19 protein-coding genes are annotated in these 16,886 nt (G+C 61.1%); 10 read left to right on the top strand and 9 right to left on the bottom strand.

Going from position 1 to position 16,886, the window contains the following annotated elements; translation table 11 throughout:
* Positions 1 to 2: 2 nt before the first annotated feature.
* Positions 3 to 1,277, bottom strand: a complete 1,275-nt coding sequence (locus PBDP_RS24830; protein ID WP_109754900.1) for a uracil-xanthine permease family protein — start codon at positions 1,275 to 1,277, stop codon at positions 3 to 5.
* A 2-nt stretch (positions 1,278 to 1,279) separates the two neighbouring features.
* Positions 1,280 to 1,918: a uracil phosphoribosyltransferase gene (gene upp / locus PBDP_RS24825; protein WP_003185330.1), complete on the bottom strand. Its 639-nt coding sequence runs from the start codon at positions 1,916 to 1,918 to the stop codon at positions 1,280 to 1,282.
* Positions 1,919 to 2,091: 173 nt separating this feature from the next.
* On the opposite strand from upp, the gene PBDP_RS24820 reads away from it, so the two are divergent.
* Together PBDP_RS24820 and PBDP_RS24815 are read left to right on the top strand one after the other, a co-directional pair.
* Positions 2,092 to 2,649, top strand: coding sequence for a hypoxanthine-guanine phosphoribosyltransferase (locus PBDP_RS24820; RefSeq protein ID WP_060614135.1), 558 nt, complete (start codon positions 2,092 to 2,094; stop codon positions 2,647 to 2,649).
* Between the two features lie 3 nt (positions 2,650 to 2,652).
* Entirely contained in the window at positions 2,653 to 3,126 is a 474-nt protein-coding gene (locus PBDP_RS24815; RefSeq protein WP_109754899.1) for a WbuC family cupin fold metalloprotein, read from the top strand.
* Between the two features lie 135 nt (positions 3,127 to 3,261).
* Here PBDP_RS24815 and dauA read toward each other — a convergent pair whose 3' ends face one another.
* The gene (gene dauA / locus PBDP_RS24810; RefSeq protein ID WP_212801442.1) at positions 3,262 to 5,004 is read right to left on the bottom strand and encodes a C4-dicarboxylic acid transporter DauA; all 1,743 of its coding nucleotides are present in this window, start codon (positions 5,002 to 5,004) and stop codon (positions 3,262 to 3,264) included.
* 307 nt (positions 5,005 to 5,311) lie between these two features.
* On the opposite strand from dauA, the gene PBDP_RS24805 reads away from it, so the two are divergent.
* The 3 genes from PBDP_RS24805 (at position 5,312) to PBDP_RS24795 (ending at position 6,797) form a co-directional block, all read left to right on the top strand.
* A complete protein-coding gene (locus PBDP_RS24805; RefSeq protein WP_109754897.1) occupies positions 5,312 to 5,797 on the top strand; it encodes a hypothetical protein in 486 nt (161 codons plus the stop codon).
* A gap of 60 nt (positions 5,798 to 5,857) precedes the next feature.
* On the top strand, positions 5,858 to 6,145 hold the full coding sequence (locus tag PBDP_RS24800) for a PA4642 family protein (protein ID WP_109754896.1): 288 nt from the start codon (positions 5,858 to 5,860) through the stop codon (positions 6,143 to 6,145).
* A 187-nt stretch (positions 6,146 to 6,332) separates the two neighbouring features.
* Positions 6,333 to 6,797: a hypothetical protein gene (locus PBDP_RS24795; RefSeq protein WP_212801441.1), complete on the top strand. Its 465-nt coding sequence runs from the start codon at positions 6,333 to 6,335 to the stop codon at positions 6,795 to 6,797.
* A gap of 54 nt (positions 6,798 to 6,851) precedes the next feature.
* Here the strand turns inward: PBDP_RS24795 and mqo are convergent, their stop codons facing one another.
* Both mqo and PBDP_RS24785 read right to left on the bottom strand, forming a co-directional pair.
* Positions 6,852 to 8,357, bottom strand: coding sequence for a malate dehydrogenase (quinone) (gene mqo / locus PBDP_RS24790; RefSeq protein ID WP_109754894.1), 1,506 nt, complete (start codon positions 8,355 to 8,357; stop codon positions 6,852 to 6,854).
* A gap of 737 nt (positions 8,358 to 9,094) precedes the next feature.
* Positions 9,095 to 9,328: a hypothetical protein gene (locus PBDP_RS24785; protein ID WP_109754893.1), complete on the bottom strand. Its 234-nt coding sequence runs from the start codon at positions 9,326 to 9,328 to the stop codon at positions 9,095 to 9,097.
* Positions 9,329 to 9,512: 184 nt separating this feature from the next.
* On the opposite strand from PBDP_RS24785, the gene PBDP_RS24780 reads away from it, so the two are divergent.
* A complete protein-coding gene (locus PBDP_RS24780) occupies positions 9,513 to 10,097 on the top strand; it encodes a YajG family lipoprotein (protein ID WP_003205489.1) in 585 nt (194 codons plus the stop codon).
* A gap of 133 nt (positions 10,098 to 10,230) precedes the next feature.
* Here the strand turns inward: PBDP_RS24780 and PBDP_RS24775 are convergent, their stop codons facing one another.
* The gene (locus PBDP_RS24775; RefSeq protein WP_047735959.1) at positions 10,231 to 10,437 is read right to left on the bottom strand and encodes a hypothetical protein; all 207 of its coding nucleotides are present in this window, start codon (positions 10,435 to 10,437) and stop codon (positions 10,231 to 10,233) included.
* 340 nt (positions 10,438 to 10,777) lie between these two features.
* On the opposite strand from PBDP_RS24775, the gene PBDP_RS24770 reads away from it, so the two are divergent.
* Entirely contained in the window at positions 10,778 to 11,059 is a 282-nt protein-coding gene (locus PBDP_RS24770; RefSeq protein ID WP_109754892.1) for a hypothetical protein, read from the top strand.
* 211 nt (positions 11,060 to 11,270) lie between these two features.
* On the opposite strand, the gene PBDP_RS24765 is transcribed toward PBDP_RS24770, so the two are convergent.
* Complete coding sequence (locus PBDP_RS24765) at positions 11,271 to 12,437, bottom strand: 1-acyl-sn-glycerol-3-phosphate acyltransferase (protein WP_109754891.1); 1,167 nt, start codon at positions 12,435 to 12,437, stop codon at positions 11,271 to 11,273.
* A 138-nt stretch (positions 12,438 to 12,575) separates the two neighbouring features.
* On the opposite strand from PBDP_RS24765, the gene PBDP_RS24760 reads away from it, so the two are divergent.
* From PBDP_RS24760 to PBDP_RS24750, 3 genes are read left to right on the top strand one after another with little or no spacing between them, the layout of a single operon-like run.
* Positions 12,576 to 12,758, top strand: a complete 183-nt coding sequence (locus PBDP_RS24760) for a CPXCG motif-containing cysteine-rich protein (RefSeq protein ID WP_109754890.1) — start codon at positions 12,576 to 12,578, stop codon at positions 12,756 to 12,758.
* Between the two features lie 11 nt (positions 12,759 to 12,769).
* Complete coding sequence (locus tag PBDP_RS24755) at positions 12,770 to 13,030, top strand: putative signal transducing protein (RefSeq protein WP_109754941.1); 261 nt, start codon at positions 12,770 to 12,772, stop codon at positions 13,028 to 13,030.
* A 36-nt stretch (positions 13,031 to 13,066) separates the two neighbouring features.
* On the top strand, positions 13,067 to 13,690 hold the full coding sequence (locus PBDP_RS24750) for an SOS response-associated peptidase (RefSeq protein ID WP_109754889.1): 624 nt from the start codon (positions 13,067 to 13,069) through the stop codon (positions 13,688 to 13,690).
* 196 nt (positions 13,691 to 13,886) lie between these two features.
* Here the strand turns inward: PBDP_RS24750 and PBDP_RS24745 are convergent, their stop codons facing one another.
* Together PBDP_RS24745 and PBDP_RS24740 are read right to left on the bottom strand one after the other, a co-directional pair.
* Positions 13,887 to 14,615, bottom strand: a complete 729-nt coding sequence (locus PBDP_RS24745) for a DUF4198 domain-containing protein (RefSeq protein ID WP_212801440.1) — start codon at positions 14,613 to 14,615, stop codon at positions 13,887 to 13,889.
* Between the two features lie 13 nt (positions 14,616 to 14,628).
* On the bottom strand, positions 14,629 to 16,734 hold the full coding sequence (locus tag PBDP_RS24740) for a TonB-dependent siderophore receptor (protein WP_109754887.1): 2,106 nt from the start codon (positions 16,732 to 16,734) through the stop codon (positions 14,629 to 14,631).
* Positions 16,735 to 16,886 lie beyond the last annotated feature (152 nt).

Raw genomic sequence — 16,886 nt, 5'->3', positions numbered from 1 at the left:
AATCAGATCAGAGGCTCATCCGCCTTCTTCTGCTTCCAGCTGTCATTGCCCGGCAGCAGCAGGTTCAGGGCGATCGCCACTACCGCGCACAGCGCAATGCCTTTGAGGCCGAAGTCGTCCGGGCCGGTGCCGGTGCCCACCAGTACACCGCCGATGCCGAACACCAGGGTCACCGAAACGATCACCAGGTTGCGGGCTTCGCCCAGGTCGATCTTGTGGCGGATCAAGGTGTTCATGCCCACCGCCGCGATCGAACCGAACAACAGGCACAGGATCCCGCCCATCACTGGCACCGGGATGCTTTGCAGCAGCGCGCCGAACTTGCCGATGAACGCCAGGCTGATGGCGAAGATCGCCGCCCAGGTCATGATCTTCGGGTTGTAGTTCTTGGTCAGCATCACCGCACCGGTCACTTCGGCGTAGGTGGTGTTGGGCGGGCCGCCGAACAGGCCGGCGGCGGTGGTGGCGAGGCCGTCACCGAGCAGGGTGCGATGCAGGCCGGGTTTTTTCAGGTAGTCGCGACCGGTCACGCTGCCCACGGCAATCACGCCGCCGATGTGCTCGATGGCTGGCGCCAGGGCCACCGGCACGATGAACAGGATCGCCTGCCAGTTGAATTCAGGTGCAGTGAAGTTCGGCAGGGCGAACCACGGCGCGGCGGCGATTTTCGCGGTATCCACCACACCGAAGAAAAACGCCATGGCAAAGCCCACCAGCACGCCGGAAATGATCGGCACCAGGCGGAAAATACCTTTGCCGAACACCGCGACGATCAGGGTGGTGAGCAGGGCTGGCATCGAAATCAGCATCGCGGTTTGATAATGAATCAGTTCGGTGCCGTCGCCGGCCTTGCCCATCGCCATGTTGGCCGCAATCGGCGCCATGGCCAGGCCGATGGAAATGATCACCGGGCCAATGACCACCGGCGGCAGTAGCCGGTCGATGAAGCCGGTGCCCTTGATCTTCACCGCCAGGCCCAGGAAGGTGTAGACGAAACCCGCCGCCATCACGCCGCCCATGGTCGCGGCCAGGCCGAACTGGCCCTTGGCGAGGATGATCGGTGTGATGAAGGCAAAGCTCGACGCCAGGAACACCGGCACCTGGCGTCCGGTGACGATCTGGAACAGGATCGTCCCCAGGCCGGCGGTGAACAGCGCCACGTTAGGGTCCAGCCCGGTGATCAGCGGCATCAGGACCAGCGCGCCGAAGGCGACGAACAGCATCTGCGCGCCGGACAGGACCTGGCGCCAGAGCGGGTCGTTGAACTCATCCTGCATGCTCAAGCGTCCTTCTGCTTGGTGCCGAAGATCTTGTCGCCGGCATCGCCCAGGCCCGGGATGATGTAGCCATGCTCGTTGAGTTTCTGGTCGATGGACGCGGTGTAGATGGTCACATCCGGGTGGGCGTCCTGCACGGCCTTGATGCCTTCGGGCGCCGCGACCAGCACCATGGCGCGGATGTCCCGGCAACCGGCTTTTTTCAACAGGTCGATGGTGGCGACCATGGAGCTGCCGGTGGCGAGCATCGGGTCGATGATCATCGCCAGGCGCTCGTCGATTTCCGGCACCAGTTTTTCCAGGTAGGTGTGCGCCTGCAGGGTCTGCTCGTTGCGAGCCACGCCCACGGCGCTGACCTTGGCCCCGGGGATCAGGCTCAGTACGCCCTCGAGCATGCCGATGCCGGCGCGCAGGATCGGCACCACGGTGATCTTCTTGCCGGCGATTTTCTCGACCTGGACCGTACCGGCCCAACCGTCGATTTCATAGGACTCCAGGGGCAGGTCCTTGGTGGCTTCGTAGGTGAGCAGCGCACCGACTTCCTGGGCGAGTTCACGGAAGTTCTTCGTGCTAATGTCAGCGCGGCGCATCAGGCCGAGTTTGTGTCTGATCAGCGGATGGCGGATCTCGAGGATGGGCATGGGGAAGGCTCCGGCGGCGGGCAAAAAAACCGGCCTAGATTAATCTATCCGAGGGTGTTGTCCTATAGACAATACAGAACGTTAGTCCACAAACGCTTGATCTGGCCGGGCGGGATGCGTACCTTTGCCGGCTTTTCCGAACCCGTCCCCCTCAATCTCTCCTGGAGAGCGCCATGTCCGCTGATCTCGAGCATATCCGTCAAATCATGCGAGAGGCTGACTGCCTGTACACCGAAGCTGAAGTCGAAGCGGCCATCGCCCGTGTCGGTGCGCAAATCAACGACCAACTGGCGGATGCCAACCCGGTGGTGTTCTGCGTCATGAACGGCGGGCTGATTTTCTCCGGCAAGCTGCTGACCTACCTGAACTTCCCCTTGGAAGCGTCCTACCTGCACGCGACCCGTTATCGCAACGAAACCAGCGGCGGTGATCTGTTCTGGAAAGCCAAGCCGGAAGTCTCGTTCATCGACCGTGACGTGCTGATCATCGACGACATCCTCGACGAGGGGCACACCCTGGGCGCGATCATCGATTTCTGCAAACACGCTGGCGCTCGTGCCGTGCACACCGCCGTGCTGATCGACAAGGACCACGACCGCAAGGCGCGGCCTGACTTGAAAGCCGATTTCGTCGGCCTGCCGTGCGTCGACCGCTACATCTTTGGCTACGGCATGGACTACAAAGGCTACTGGCGCAACGCTAATGGCATTTTTGCCGTCAAGGGGATGTAATCGATGACTCGGCCAAGTTTTCTGGAACGCGCACTGTTCGACGATTTGGCCGAAAAAGCTGCGGCCAGTCCTCGCGGGCGGCAGCACCATAATTTCCATGCGATGGACGAGCCGTGCCACCGCATGGCGGTGGGCTTGCAGCCTTCGACCTACATTCCACCGCACCGCCACCTGAGCGCCGACAAGGCGGAAACCTTGCTGGTACTCAAGGGCCGGTTGGGTGTATTGATCTTCGACGACGCCGGTGCGGTGGTGGATAAGCGCATCCTGCAGGCCGGTGGCGATTGCCTCGGGGTCGACCTGCCAGCCGGCGTGTATCACGGCTTGGTGGTGCTGGAAGCCGACAGCCTGATGTTCGAATGCAAGGCCGGCCCATACCGGCCTGTGGGCGAGGGCGAACTGGCCGACTGGGCGCCCCGCGAAGCCGAGCCAGGCGTGGCCGAGTACCAGGCCTGGATGCGCGCGCAGTTCGACTGAACGATGCGGCAGCAGGGCTTCTGTGGCGAGGGGATTTATCCCCGCTGGGTTGCGAAGCGACCCCGAGATTGTTGGTGTGCCCAAGAGCTTGCGAGTGCTCCGCACTCGAACGGGGATAAATCCCCTCGCCACAGATCAGACAAATCTTGAATGAGCGGCGCTGCCGGCTGCGAGCCATTTTTCGCTTTTGACCCGCGCCTGCTCCAGGGTTTGCACATACGCCAATTGGCGCTGCTCGCGATGAATGCCGGCACGGCGCAATTTCAGGCGCACCCGGGGGGCGGTCGCCACCAGGATCAGGCCGATGCCCTGCTTGCGATAGTCTTTCAGGATATTTTCAAAAGCGGCCAGCGCGGTCATGTCCAGCATCGGCACGGCGCTCATTTCCACCACCACCACGCGCACCCCCGGATCGAACTTGCGCAGCACATCGAGGGCTTTTTCGGCTGCACCGAAGAACAGCGGCCCACGGATTGCGTAGCAGCGTACATGCTCGGGCATGTCCAGCAAGGCTTGATGGAAGTGACGAGGCAGTTCGGCGCTGTCCGTCAGCTCGCTCATGCGCTTGATGAACAGGCCGGCGGCCAGCAGCAGGCCGACGGCAACCGCCATGACCATGTCGAACAAAACGGTCAGGCTCAGGCAGGTCAGCAGCACCAGCACGTCGCTGCGCGGGGCAATACGCAGCGTGTGCAGCACATGTCCGGCTTCGCTCATGTTCCAGGCGACTATCACTAACAATGCGGCCAGCGCAGCCATGGGCAAGTAGCTGAACAAAGGCGCCAGCAGCAACATGGCCAGCAGCACCACGAGGCTGTGGATGATCGCGGCCAGCGGGGACGAGGCGCCGCTGCGCACGTTGGTGGCGCTACGGGCAATCGCCGCCGTGGCCGTGATGCCACCGAACAGCGGCGCCACCAGATTACCCAGGCCCTGGCCGATCAGTTCGGCATTGGGGTCGTGCTTGCTACCAGTCATGCCATCGGCCACTACCGCGCACAACAGCGACTCGATAGCGCCAAGCATGGCAATGGCGAACGCCGGGGCCAGCAGTTGGCGGATCAGGTCGTAGGAAAGGTGCAGTGGCTGGCCATTGCCGTCCGCCAGGTTCCACGGCCAGTCGAAGGTGGGCAAAAAGGGCGGGATGCCAGGGTGGCTGATGCCATCGACCATATAGCTGAAGCGTTCGCCCAACGTCGCGATCGGCCAGCCAGCAAACTCCAGCAGCACTCCCAGCAGCGCCCCGACCAGCAGGGCGACCAAATGGCCCGGCACCCGCGGGACCCAGCGTGGCCAGATAATCAGCACCGCCAGGCAGGTGATGCCGACAATGCCATCGCCCAATCGCGCGCTGGGCAGCGCCACGATAAGCGCGCCCAACTGTTCGATGTAATGCGGGGCCTGGCCGACGGTGGTCAGGCCCAACAGGTCCTTCAATTGCAGGGTGGCGATGACGACGCCAATGCCGGCGGTAAAACCCAGGATGACCGGATAGGGGATGTACTGGATCAGCCGCCCGGCGCGTATCAGGCCCAGGGCGATCAGGATCAGGCCGGCGAGCATGGTGCACAACAGCAGGCCGCCCAGGCCGTACTGTTGAGTGATGGGCAGCAGTATCACCACGAACGCTGCTGTCGGCCCGCTCACGTTGAAGCGCGAACCGCCGGTGAGGGCGATCAACGGGGCTGCCACCAGTACGGTGTACAAGCCATGTTGTGGAGCAACGCCGACGGCAATGGCCAGGGCCATGGCCAAGGGGATGGCAATGATGCCGACGGTCAGCCCGGCAATCAGGTCGCCGCGCAGGCGCTCAAGGGTATAGCCGGCGCGCCAGGCTTGGCGCCAGGCGGCGAACAGCGGTGGGGCGGAGAAGGACATAGACACTCCACACAAAATGAACAGGGCCGACGCACCACACTAAGTCCAGGCATACACAGATTCTGTGGCGAGGGGATTTATCCCCGCTCGAGTGCGAAGCACTCGCAAGTTCTTGTGCACACCAGAAATCTCGGAGCTGCTGCGCAGCCCAGCGGGGATAAATCCCCTCGCCACAAAGGTATCGTGCCGTTGGGCTGATCGCCCTTTGAGTATGCCGCGCCCGCTGCCCGGAAGTATTGACCCGGATCGTTTATTTTTACTGTACGGGCTCATGTTAGAGTGCCGGTCCAAGACCCTGGAGCCTGTCATGAGTGTATCGATCCGCCGCTGCGCCGCTCTGCTGTTGATGTCCAGCCTGTCCCTGGCGGCTGTGGCCGCGCCGATGCACAGCCAGTTCCTGCCCCCCGATGACCTGGTGGTGCGCCAGGAGCAGCCTGAACAGCAGCAATTGCTGCAAGTGACCGAGTATTCGGTGGTGCTGGGTAACCAGCGTCAGTCCAACCAGCAACCGATACCGGTCACTTCTCCCTTGCTGGTGCGCCTCAAGGGCAAGCCGATGAACAAGGGGGCCACCCTCAACCAGGTGATCCTCAACTTCGACGGCGAAAGCAAGAGCCTGAAGAAGCCGGTCTTCGACGAGGCGAGCAAGACCCTGACGCTGTCTTATCCACAGGCCCAGTACCGGGTGGTCATCGATCTGTTGCGCAACAACACGGTCTACGTGCAGTTTCTCACCTATGCCAATGGTCATATCTGGGCCGACCTGCACACCGGTGCCGAACGCCCGCGTTGAGCCTGGGCGTTGCCGGGGGTAAACTGCCCGCCCCGTGAACTGTGCGAGCTGGAGCCGGCAATGCGTAAAGACAAGAAACAAGTGATTGGCGACGAGATTGGCGATGAACAGATCAAGCTGTTCCTCAATTTCGAACCGGTCGATGCCACTTCGCCGTCGCTGCACAAACTGATCAAGGCCTACCGTGGCCTGCGGGTCGACGACTTCGAGCGCTTCCTGACGTTTTTCGTCGAAGCCGGTCATGACCTCAATGGCAAGGATGAGCATGGCAACGATTTCGTGGCGTTGGTCCAGGACCAGCGCAATGCCGAGGAATATATCGAGTTGATCAAAAAAGCGCGTGGCTGATTGCGTTAAAGTATTGTCAGCGCCCTTCGGGGCGTTTGAAGTTCCGTCAGTGTTCCTGCGTTTTATTCAACCGGGTCCGAAAGGTTATGTCACCATTCGGGCTGTTTTGTTTTAACTGCATTTCCATTACTTTTGCATTGGAGCCAAGTGGCTTCAGTCTAATTGTTCAAATGGAGTTGTATTTATCATGGAAGATAAAAGCAGATATATCGCCGGGGCGTTATTGTCTCTGGTCGGTTGTACGGCAAGTTCGGTTTCCAGTGCGTTCGATGAGATCGTCAATGTGGAAATCTTCAATGCAACGTCAGCGGTCATCGTACCGGGCAGCGATTTCACGTGGTCCCTGGCCCCGGAAAACGCAGGCCACAGCTTTTCGGTGAATCCCGGTGAGAGCCAGGAGCTAACCTATTACCTGCCCCAGTCGCGCGCCGAACGGGAATCGTTTACCTACACTCAAGGAAGGCGCACCTGTCATTTCAGTTTCGGGCATATCGCCAGAGCGCCGTTGAGCGACCAGCAGACAATGCCTTATCTTCGCTGGGCTGAAGCGAAGCCGGCAGGCTCTTGTAGCGCAGAGTTATTGGAAGTCGAAGATGACGACGATTATGTTTGTCATGGCGGAAGTCGCGTCAAGTTCAGCATGAAGTCATAATGCGGATAATAAAAAGCCTCCCGTTTGCGCGGGAGGCTTTTTATAAGTGCAGTATCAGGCGTAACTTTGAGCCTTGTTGTCTTCAACCAATTCCAACGCAATGTTGTTTTGCGCGTTGATCTTGCGATACAGCGCGGCGTCGGTTTCCAGCACTTTTTCCCGGGCCGGGAAGATCTCTGCGAGCTTGGCAGCCCATTCGCCCTTGGCCTTGTCCGGGAAGCAGCGTTCGATCAGTTCCAGCATGATCGACACGGTCACCGAAGCACCTGGCGATGCGCCGAGCAGGGCGGCGAGGGTGCCGTCCTTGGCTGCCACCAGTTCGGTGCCGAACTGCAGGACGCCACCTTTCTTCGGATCCTTCTTGATGATCTGCACCCGTTGGCCGGCCACTTCCAGGCGCCAGTCCTCGGCTTTCGCCTCGGGGTAGAAGCGCCGCAGGGATTCCAGGCGTTGTTCCATGGACTGCATCACTTCGCTGATCAGGTACTTGGTCAGGTCCATGTTGTCCCGGGCCACGGCCAGCATCGGGCCGATGTTGCCGGCGCGTACCGACAGTGGCAGGTCCATGAGCGAGCCGTGCTTGAGGAACTTGGTGGTGAAGCCGGCGTACGGCCCGAACAGCAGGGACTTCTTGCCATCGACCACACGCGTGTCCAGGTGCGGTACCGACATGGGCGGCGAACCCACGGCCGCCTGGCTGTAGACCTTGGCCTGGTGGTGCTTGACCACTTCCGGGTTGTCGCAACGCAGCCACTGGCCGCTGACCGGGAAGCCGCCGAAGCCCTTGCTTTCCTCGATGCCCGAAGCCTGAAGCAGCGGCAACGCGGCGCCGCCGGCCCCCAGGAACACGAACTTGGCATCGACGTCGCGGCTGCTGCCGGAATTGACGTCCTTGATGGTCACGGTCCAGCCACTGCCGTTGCGCTTGAGGCCGGTGACGCGCTTGCAGTATTTGACCTGGGTGTCCGGGGCGCTGGTCAGGTGCTTGAGCAACTGGTTGGTCAGGGCGCCGAAGTTGACGTCGGTACCGTTCATGACACGGGTCGCGGCGATGACTTCGTCGGTCGGCCGGCCTGGCATCATCAGCGGCATCCACTCGGCCATCTTGGCCTTGTCTTCGGTGTATTCCATGTCGGCGAAGGCGTGATGCTGGCGCATCAGCTCGAAGCGCTTCTTCAGGAACGACACGCCTTTCTCGCCTTGCACGAAGCTCAGGTGTGGCACCGGGGCGATGAAGGACTTGGAGGAACCGAACGTGCCTTTTTGGGTCAGGTACGTCCAGAACTGCTTCGACACCTCGAACTGGGTGTTGATGTGCACGGCTTTCTTGATGTCGACAGTGCCGTCGGCCGCCTGGGGCGTGTAGTTGAGCTCACACAGCCCGGCGTGGCCGGTGCCGGCGTTGTTCCACGGGTTGGAACTCTCCGCGGCACCGGAATCCATCAGCTCGACGACTTCCAGCGAAATCGCGGGGTCGAGCTCCTTGAGCAGGACGGCCAGGGTGGCACTCATGATGCCGGCCCCTACCAGAACTACATCGACTGCTTCGTTATGCGCCATTTAACGCGTCTCCAAAATCTGCAGCACCAAATTGTCGGCATAGCGGCCAGGAGTGGCGGGGCAGGTCAGTTGCGCCCCAGTTATCCATGGCCAGGATCGCCATGTCCGAATCTTCGCAATTTTTCGCACCTACTGCGGATGCATGCAGCCTGGCCTCAAGAGTCACATGAACTCATTTAAGCGCCGGGCAGGCAATTCGACTTATGGCCGAGACATCCGTTCGTGCAACCAAATCCGTAGCGGACAGGCTTCAGGCGCCGGTTCTTGAGCGATATCCGGTCCTGTGTCGTTGGGCTGTTTCAGACGCTAATGGTGCTTGTTCAGACGCAAAACTCTTCATTTGCTCGCCACACTCTCGTGAAGTTGTGAAAACCCGTTTTTTCACGCTCTTTTGAAGACGTGAACCTCAAAAAAGGGCTGTCCCAGCCTGGCACTGCGCCCGGTTTGGTTGCCCCCATGTAGTACATGACAGGCAAAACGGGCAGACAGCTCAGTGACCGAGCGTAATGACAGCTCTGCAGATTCGCGAAAAGTGGGGATTTGCCTGAAGAACAGCAAGCGCGCCAGCTTCACTCGATCTGTGTGGGCGGCTCTCTGTGGGCGTTGCGGGGTGCCAATACCAGCGCATCAGCGGTGTTGCGAGGCCCGATCAGGAGACGTCCTTATAATCGGGGGGAGATTGTATCGAAGAAACGCAGGGAAATGGTCGTGTTTAATGACTTTTATTAGCCGTCTGGTCAGATGGTCAACAGCTGTCGGTTGCGTGGGCGAGCACTAAGCGGTTGCACACGGGCGCTGGCGGGCAATGGCTGGTGCAACCAGTTGAGACGGATCTCGTCGATTTCCACCCAGCCTTCGCCCATGGGTTGCAGGCTGCATTGCTTGAATGCCTGGCAACGGCCATTGCGATCGAGCAGGGCGAAGCTGCGGTGATGTGGGCGTGGGGTGAACAGGGAAATAAGGAAGCGCATGATCGAATACCGGGTCAGGGAGCTTGGGATAAGCCTGACAGCGGGCCATGACATGCCGGTGTAAGGACCGTGACAATGGGGTGACAGGAACCGGCAGCCACGGCCCGTGTCAGACATCTGGTTCACGGCGATGGCGCACCGCTATACTGCCGGCTTGTTTGTGCCCGATTCTGGAGAGAAGAGCATGTTGCAACGCCTGTTGTTCGGTTTGATCGCTGTGACCAGTCTGACCCTCGTCGGCTGCGCCCACAGCCCGCAACAACTTAACCCGGAGCCCAAGCTCAACGCCCAGTTGGCGCCTGTGGGTCGTGGCCAACCGGTGGTGGTGCGGGTCGTGGACGGTCGTCCGTCGCCGACGCTCGGCACCCGTGGCGGGTTGTATCCGGAAACCAGCGTGATCACGGTGCAGGGCGCGCAGATCCTGCCCAAGCTGCAGGCCCAGGCTGAAGCCGCGGTGCGTTTGCTCGGTTTCACGCCGACCGCCAATGCCTTGAATGCCCCGCAACTGACCGTGACCCTGGCCGAGCTCAAGTACCAGTCGCCCAAGGAAGGCATGTACGTGACCGAAGCCACCATCGGCGCGACCTTCCGCTCCGACGTGCAGAACGCCAACCGCCGCTACAGTGGTCGTTACGGTGCTTCCCTGGACCAGCGCTTCGGCATGGCACCTAACCAGGACACCAACACCAAGCTGGTCAGCGACGTCTTGAGCGATGCCCTGACCCGGCTGTTCAAGGACCCGACCATTGGCCAGGTGCTGGCAGAGTAAGTAATACGTCCGATAACCCCTGTGGGAGCGAGCCTGCTCGCGATAGCGGAGTGTCAGCCACTTTAGTATTGACTGATCCACCGCCATCGCGGGCAAGCCTTGCTCCCACAGGGGTTTTTTATGGGTGATATTCTCAGGCTGCCTGGGAATACAGCTCCAGCACACTGATCCCGGTCAGCAGGTCGGTCTCTGGAAGGTCGGCATGTTGATGGCCGCCGAGGGCGCAATACACCAGCCAATGTCGGTCCTGCACGTTGAAGGACAGGCTGTCGACGAGGTTCTGTTGTTCGTCGCTCGGGCTGATGAGATAGAGGCGATCCTGGTTTTCGGCGTGCAGCATGACGGGTTCCGGGCAAGTTTGAAGGGCGACAGAGTGGCCTAATCAGATGACGAAACCGTGACGCAAAGAATTATGATGGATTGAACCTTTCTCTTGTGGCGAGGGGATTTATCCCCGTTCGAGTGCGCAGCACTCGCAAGCTCTTGGGCGCTGCAGAAATCCTGGGGCCGCTTCGCAGCCCAGCGGGGATAAATCCCCTCGCCACAAAATCACTTGGTCATCACCGCAGGGGATCGTTACTGGTCGGAAAAAACGGCGCAGGGCGGCAGGCTTTCGGTAGAATCCGCGCCCTGTTCGTAGGCCCGGATGTGTCCTGTCCGTTTTTCGCTTGAGGTTCGTGATGTCGTCGCATCTGCTTTCGTTGTTCGCCGCCCACCCCGCCAAACTGATCAACCTGCTGGCGTTGCTGTTTGCCTGCCCGGGTGGTTGGGTGTTGCATGCCACGCGTCGCCGTGAACAACGGGCGCGGGCCTGCCTTGAAGCGCGCAATCGCGAAGGTAATGAACGATTCGAAGCTCTGCTGGACCTGGCCACCCAGCGGATGAACCGGTTTTTCTACCGGTTTGGCTTTGGCTGCCTGGCGCTGGCGTTGCTGGTGTCGTGGATCAGTACGCAGTTCTGATGGCGTAGCCGTTTTGATCGGGGACCTGGTGACCTGTGGCGAGGGGATTTATCCCCGTTGGGCTGCGTAGCAGCCCTGATCGGTTTGATGTGATCGACCTGACTCACCGAGCTGTCAGGGTTTGGGTCTGCTGCGCAGCCCAGCGGGGATAAATCCCCTCGCCACAGCAAGCTCCCTCGCCACAGGAAACCCTTGTCCTCAGACCTATCGCTTAAAGCGCCAGCCCCGCCTTGACCCGATACTGATTACGCACCGGCGTCGCATATTGCAGCACCAGGAATGGCCGGTGTTCCGGTGGGCAGGCGTCCAGCCGGCGCTGCCATTCCTGTTCGGCCTTGGCCAGCTCTTCGGCGCCAAACACCTCGGCCGCTGTCGGAACCTGCAACTGCGGGTCGGCGTCGGCCCATTGGGCGTAGGCCAGGTAATGCACCGGGAACAGCCGGTAGCCGCCGAGAATCTGCCGGTCCATCTCCTGGGCCAATTGCTTGGTGTCCTCGTAGAACTCGGTGATCGGCGCGGCGAAGTTCACGTGGACCCGGCCCTTGTAACCGGTGATGCCCTTGGCGATGCTCACGTCGTCCTCGCCTGGCGCCTTGGTGTAGGTGCCGGTGGTGGCGCGGATGTACAGCTCGCGGGCCTTGGCCTGGTCGCACGGGTCGTATTCGTAGCTGATCGACACCGGTGTGAGGTTCAGCGACTGGATCACCTCGCCGAACGGCTCGTCCTTGCGGCTCATGTGGAACATCTTGAGGATCGCCGACTCCGTCCGGTCGTCACCGTCCTTGGCCCGTCCTTCGGCCTGGGCGATCCAGATCGAGGCGCAGTCGTTGCGGATCGAATGGTTGATGTACGCCGACAACAATTGGTACGCCGCCATTTTTTCCCGGCGTCCGGTGATGGAGCGGTGCACGATGAAGCTCTTGTTCAGGCGCATCAGGTCGCTGACAAAGGGCTTTTGCAGCAGGTTGTCGCCAATGGCGATGCGCGGCGTCGGCAGGCCGGCGTGGTACACCGCGTAGTTGACGAAGGCCGGGTCCATCACGATATCGCGGTGGTTGGCGATGAACAGGTACGCACTGCCCGACTTGAATTGCTCCACCCCGGTGTAGGTCACGCCATCGGTGGCGCGCTCGATGGTGTGGTCGACGTAGAACTCCACCTTGTCCTGCAACGTGGCGACCGACGTCACACCAGCGAACTCACGGCGCAATCTTTGCGCTATAAGGGGTTTGAGCATCCAGCCGAAGGCGCCGGCCAGGCGTGGGAAGCGGAAGTGGGTGAGGATATCTAGAAACGCCTTGTCGCCGAGCAGCCGTGCCAGCACCGCTGGGACTTCACTGTCGTCGTAAGGTCGGATGGCATCGAATTCGCCCATCATGCTCTCTTGTTGGAAACGGCTAGGGTAAGTAAAGGTTCGATCAAAAAACGACGGGGCACGGTCTGGAAGATAAGCCAGACAAAAATAGCCCTGCAAATAGACCGGCGATTATACGCACAAGTCACCTGGGAGACCGCGATGCTGGAAACCGCTCTGTATGAATGTCCGTATTGTGGCGAGGAAGTGGAGACTTCGGTGGATCTGTCCGGTGGCGATCAGACCTATATCGAGGACTGTCAGGTCTGTTGTCGCCCGATAACTTTTGTACTGCAGGTCCACGGTGAAGAGTGGCATCTCGAGGTCTTTAGCGAAAACGAGTGATGGGGGCGTCCATGCGACGAATCTATGAGCTGGAAAATCTGATGGAAGGCGAGTTGCTCCAAGGCATGCTCGCCAGCGAAGGCATCACGGCGCACCTGGTGGGGCGTGATCTGCTGGGCGGTGCCGGGGAACTGCCGATGCACGGGCTGTTGGGGCTGGCGGTGGAGGACGATCAGGCGCAATACGCCCGGGAGTTGATCGCCGAGTACAATGCCGCGCTGCCATTGCCCGGCGATGAACCGGACAGTTACCCCGGCACGCTGGTCTGCTAGGCTGGCGGCCGTTTGATCAAGAGTCGTGTTGCCCCCATGTGTGGACGTTATGCCCTGTTTCGCTGGAACCCCGCCTTCGCGGCCCTGCCCGGTTTTCCCGCCGATCAGAAGGCCCAATGGAATATTTCGCCCAACGATTCGGTGCTGATGCTGCGGGCCGGCGCCGATGGCCAGCGCGAACTGGCCCGAGCGCGCTGGGGCTTGACGCCACCGTGGCTGACCGACCTGTCCCGCACCCCGGCCCATGCCCGGGCCGAAACCGTGGCCGAGCAGCCGATGTTCCGTGAGGCCTTGCGCCTGCGCCGCTGCCTGCTGCCGGCCAATGGTTTCTATGAATGGCGTGGCGGCACGCGCAAGCGTCCGTACTGGCTGACACCGGGGGAGGGTTCGTCGTTGTTCTTTGCCGCGATCTGGGAGGCGTATCCGGTGCAGGAGCAGGTGTGGCTGAGCACGGCGGTCATCACCCAACCGGCGGCGGGTCAACGTCGGCCATTGATCCTGGACGAAGAAGGCCAGCGCCTGTGGCTCGATCCCGCAACCCCGCTGCATGCCTTGCAAGGGCTGCTGGCCAGCGAACCGGCGCCACTACGCGAGCGAGTGCTGGCCAACATGGTCAATGATCCGAAGCTCAACGGGCCGGAGTGCTTGACCCCGGCTTGAGTTTTGCGGCGATTGTACTGGCCTCATCGCGAGCAGGCTCGCTCCCACAGTGGATTGCTGGTGTACTCAAATTTCCCTTATATCCGCGATCCCTGTGGGAGCGAGCCTGCTCGCGATGGCGTCGTGTCAGTCAACCTCAATGCTGGCTGATCTGTCGTCATCGCGAGCAGGCTCGCTCCCACAATAGATTCGGGGGTTACTCGTGATGCGGTTCACCGAGGAAGGTCAACGAGGTGAACACGCCGCGCGTGGCCACGTCCTTGTCGTCCTTGAGCGCAATTTCCATCTGCGCCGCGATCACGTTCAAGCCTTCGTTGCGCACCAACACCTTGGCCCGGCCTTCCGCGTCAGTTTCCGTCGATACGGTGTTTGGCGCGCTGCGGTAGTCGCCCACCAGCTTCACCCCGGCCGCCGGTTTGCCATCCAGCAGCACCCGTACCGGCAATGACTGGCCCGGCCCGACGGTCAGCGGGTCGACTTCCGGCAGGATCACGAACTTGATCGGTGCAAGCGCCGGCAGTTTTGCCCCCGGCTCATAGATCGCCAGGCTGTACTTGAACGTGTGGGTCGATTCAATCGCTCCGGGCACTTTGCTGCGGCCTTCGTTGATCCACTTCTTGTCGGCGGTCTGCGACCACATGCCGTTGTCCAGCGCCACCGCCAGCACGGCCGGCGGCTTGAGCGGTTGCAGGCGGGCGTGGTCCGGCAGGCGCTCCACGGTGACGGGGATCATCTTGCCGCCCAGGTCATAGGCCCAGGCGCCGCTGACTTTTCGCGCTTTGAAGGCATTGTCTTCGGCACCGTGACCGTAGACCACTTCGATGTTGCCGCGCCGCTGTTCGGTCCACAGGCCATGGGCCGAGGCCTGTGTGGCCAGGAGCAGGCCGAGCAGCCCGAGCAGGGCGAAGGTCTTGGGGTGTTTCATGTCGATTTTCCTTTTATAGCGCGAGGGTGAGACTGACAGTGAAGTTGCGCGGCTCGCCGGGGGTGACCCAGTAGTTGCTGTAGGAGCGCTCGTAGTATTTTTCGTCGAAGACGTTGTTCAGGTTCAGGCCCACGGTGACGTCGTCGCTGGCCTTGTAATGGGCCAGCAGGTCGACTGTGTGGTAGGCCGGCAGTTCGAAATCCTTGCCGGCCTCGCCCGAGCGATCCCCGACGTAAGTGAATGCCGCGCCGACGTCCGAGCCGCGCAGGTGGCCGTCCTGGAATTCGTAGACCCCCAGCACGCTGCCGCTGTGTTTGGCGACGCCGAGGATCCGGCTGCCGGTGGGAATCTGCTGATCGCCCTTGGTCACTTCGGCATCGATGTAGGCGAAGGCGCCGATCACCCGGACGGCATCGGTCACTTGCCCGGTGAATTGCAGGTCGATGCCTTGGCTGCGAGCCTTGCCCACGGCCCGGCTGAAGTCGGTCCCGGCGACCGGGCTCAGGACGTTTTCCTTCTCTATATGGAACGCCGCCAGGGTGGTGCTCAGGCGGTCGTCGAACAATTCGCTCTTGATTCCCACTTCATAGCCGACGCCTTCCTCGGGATTGAAAGATTTGCCGTCGGCATCCAGACCGTTATTGGGCTTGAATGAAGTGGAGGCGTTGGCGAACAGACCCACCTGGGGCCTCAGTTGATACAGCAGGCCGGCTCGTTGCGTCAGGGCGTCGTGGCGCTGGCGGCTGGTGCGATCACGGGTGTGGTCGTCGATGCTCTGCTCGAAATGCTCGTAGCGCACGCCGAGCAGGCCCCGCAGTTTGTCGGTGAAGACGATCTGGTCCTGCAGGTTCAGCGCGCGGCTTTGCACATGTTCGAAGAAGTCTGTGCCGGTACGAGCACCATTGGGTTTCGGCTGGCCGTAGATCGGCTGGTAGATGTCGATGGGGTAGGTGCCGCCGCCGATGGTGGTCACGCGCTCGTTCTTGCGGTAGTCCTCATATTCGCTGCCGATCAGCAGTTCGTGCTGCCACGGGCCGAGGTCGAACAGGCCACGCAATTCCAGTTGGGTGATGCTGTCGTGCCAATTGTTGTCACGCTCGCGATAGCGGCGGTTCACCGTATGGCCGTCGGCGTTCAGCGGGCGCGCTTCGGAGGCGAAACCCCAGAGTTCACCCTGTTTGTAATGGCTGGCCAGGCGCAGTTGCCAGGTGTCGTTGAGCTGATGTTCGAGGGCGGCCTGGAGCATGTTGTTGTGATTGTCGATATCGCCGTCGTTGGGTTCGCCCAGAAAGGTCGAGCGGGAAACGCCGCTCCAGCGATTGTCCGGGGCGACGATGCCGCGGTCGAAGGTTGAGCTGTGGCGCACGATTTCGCTTTCCACCAGCAACCGCGTGTCGGGGTTCAACTGCCAACTGATGGAAGGGGCGACGAAGACGCGCTTGCTGTCGACGTGATCGCGAAAGCTGTGATTGTCCTCGACCGCCAGGTTGACCCGCGACAACAAGTGGCCTTCGGTATCCAGTGGCGTGTTGACGTCCAGCGCGGTGCGATAGCGATCCCAACTGCCGGCGCTGGTCTGCAGGGTGGTGAAGGCTTCAGGCTGGGGTTTCTTGGTGACGATGTTTACCGTGCCACCCGGGTCGCCTCGCCCATACAGGCTGGCGGCGGGGCCCTTGAGCACTTCGATGCGTTCGATGTTGGCCGCGTCCGGGGTGCTTGGGTAGCCGCGATTGGCGCTGAAACCATCCTTGTAGAACTCCGACGTCGTGAAGCCGCGCACGCTGTATTCGTAGAGCGTCAGGCCACCGAAGTTGTTTTGTTTCGACACGCCGCCGGCATATTCCAATGCCCGTTCGACGTTGGTGCTGCCCAGGTCCTTGAGCACGCTTGCGGGAATCACGCTGATCGATTGCGGGATGTCGCGCAGGGCCGTATCGGTTTTGGTGGCACTGGCGGAGCGGGTGGCGCGGTAGCCCGTCACGGGGCCGGTGGGCGATTCGTACTCGGATGTGACGCTGATGGCGTCCAGTTCCACGGGCTGGGTTTCTTCGGCGTAGGCGGGATCGCCGAGCAGACCCAGGGCGAGGCTGGCAACGGAAATCCGTTTCAGGGATGACATGTTATGTTGTTCCAATTTTTAGTATTGAAACAATATAACACTACTAATGAGAATTTATGCTATTCCTGATTTTCAGAAAAAGTAGCGCCAGACGCTGTTTTCGTGGCGAGGGAGCTTGCTCCCGCAGGGCTGCGAAGCAGCCCCAACAGGAT

The sequence above is a fragment of the Pseudomonas sp. St290 genome (genome assembly GCF_018325805.1).
Classification (GTDB): domain Bacteria; phylum Pseudomonadota; class Gammaproteobacteria; order Pseudomonadales; family Pseudomonadaceae; genus Aquipseudomonas; species Aquipseudomonas bijieensis.
The sequence above is the reverse complement of the archived record's forward strand: the minus strand, read 5'-3'. Positions and strand labels throughout refer to the sequence as shown.

Coding starts and splice junctions, on each gene's coding strand:
- PBDP_RS24830 (WP_109754900.1), bottom strand. CDS start 1,277: ATGCAGGATGAGTTCAACGACCCGCTCTGGCGCCAGGTCCTGTCCGGC.
- upp (WP_003185330.1), bottom strand. CDS start 1,918: ATGCCCATCCTCGAGATCCGCCATCCGCTGATCAGACACAAACTCGGC.
- PBDP_RS24820 (WP_060614135.1), top strand. CDS start 2,092: ATGTCCGCTGATCTCGAGCATATCCGTCAAATCATGCGAGAGGCTGAC.
- PBDP_RS24815 (WP_109754899.1), top strand. CDS start 2,653: ATGACTCGGCCAAGTTTTCTGGAACGCGCACTGTTCGACGATTTGGCC.
- dauA (WP_212801442.1), bottom strand. CDS start 5,004: ATGTCCTTCTCCGCCCCACCGCTGTTCGCCGCCTGGCGCCAAGCCTGG.
- PBDP_RS24805 (WP_109754897.1), top strand. CDS start 5,312: ATGAGTGTATCGATCCGCCGCTGCGCCGCTCTGCTGTTGATGTCCAGC.
- PBDP_RS24800 (WP_109754896.1), top strand. CDS start 5,858: ATGCGTAAAGACAAGAAACAAGTGATTGGCGACGAGATTGGCGATGAA.
- PBDP_RS24795 (WP_212801441.1), top strand. CDS start 6,333: ATGGAAGATAAAAGCAGATATATCGCCGGGGCGTTATTGTCTCTGGTC.
- mqo (WP_109754894.1), bottom strand. CDS start 8,357: ATGGCGCATAACGAAGCAGTCGATGTAGTTCTGGTAGGGGCCGGCATC.
- PBDP_RS24785 (WP_109754893.1), bottom strand. CDS start 9,328: ATGCGCTTCCTTATTTCCCTGTTCACCCCACGCCCACATCACCGCAGC.
- PBDP_RS24780 (WP_003205489.1), top strand. CDS start 9,513: ATGTTGCAACGCCTGTTGTTCGGTTTGATCGCTGTGACCAGTCTGACC.
- PBDP_RS24775 (WP_047735959.1), bottom strand. CDS start 10,437: ATGCTGCACGCCGAAAACCAGGATCGCCTCTATCTCATCAGCCCGAGC.
- PBDP_RS24770 (WP_109754892.1), top strand. CDS start 10,778: ATGTCGTCGCATCTGCTTTCGTTGTTCGCCGCCCACCCCGCCAAACTG.
- PBDP_RS24765 (WP_109754891.1), bottom strand. CDS start 12,437: ATGATGGGCGAATTCGATGCCATCCGACCTTACGACGACAGTGAAGTC.
- PBDP_RS24760 (WP_109754890.1), top strand. CDS start 12,576: ATGCTGGAAACCGCTCTGTATGAATGTCCGTATTGTGGCGAGGAAGTG.
- PBDP_RS24755 (WP_109754941.1), top strand. CDS start 12,770: ATGCGACGAATCTATGAGCTGGAAAATCTGATGGAAGGCGAGTTGCTC.
- PBDP_RS24750 (WP_109754889.1), top strand. CDS start 13,067: ATGTGTGGACGTTATGCCCTGTTTCGCTGGAACCCCGCCTTCGCGGCC.
- PBDP_RS24745 (WP_212801440.1), bottom strand. CDS start 14,615: ATGAAACACCCCAAGACCTTCGCCCTGCTCGGGCTGCTCGGCCTGCTC.
- PBDP_RS24740 (WP_109754887.1), bottom strand. CDS start 16,734: ATGTCATCCCTGAAACGGATTTCCGTTGCCAGCCTCGCCCTGGGTCTG.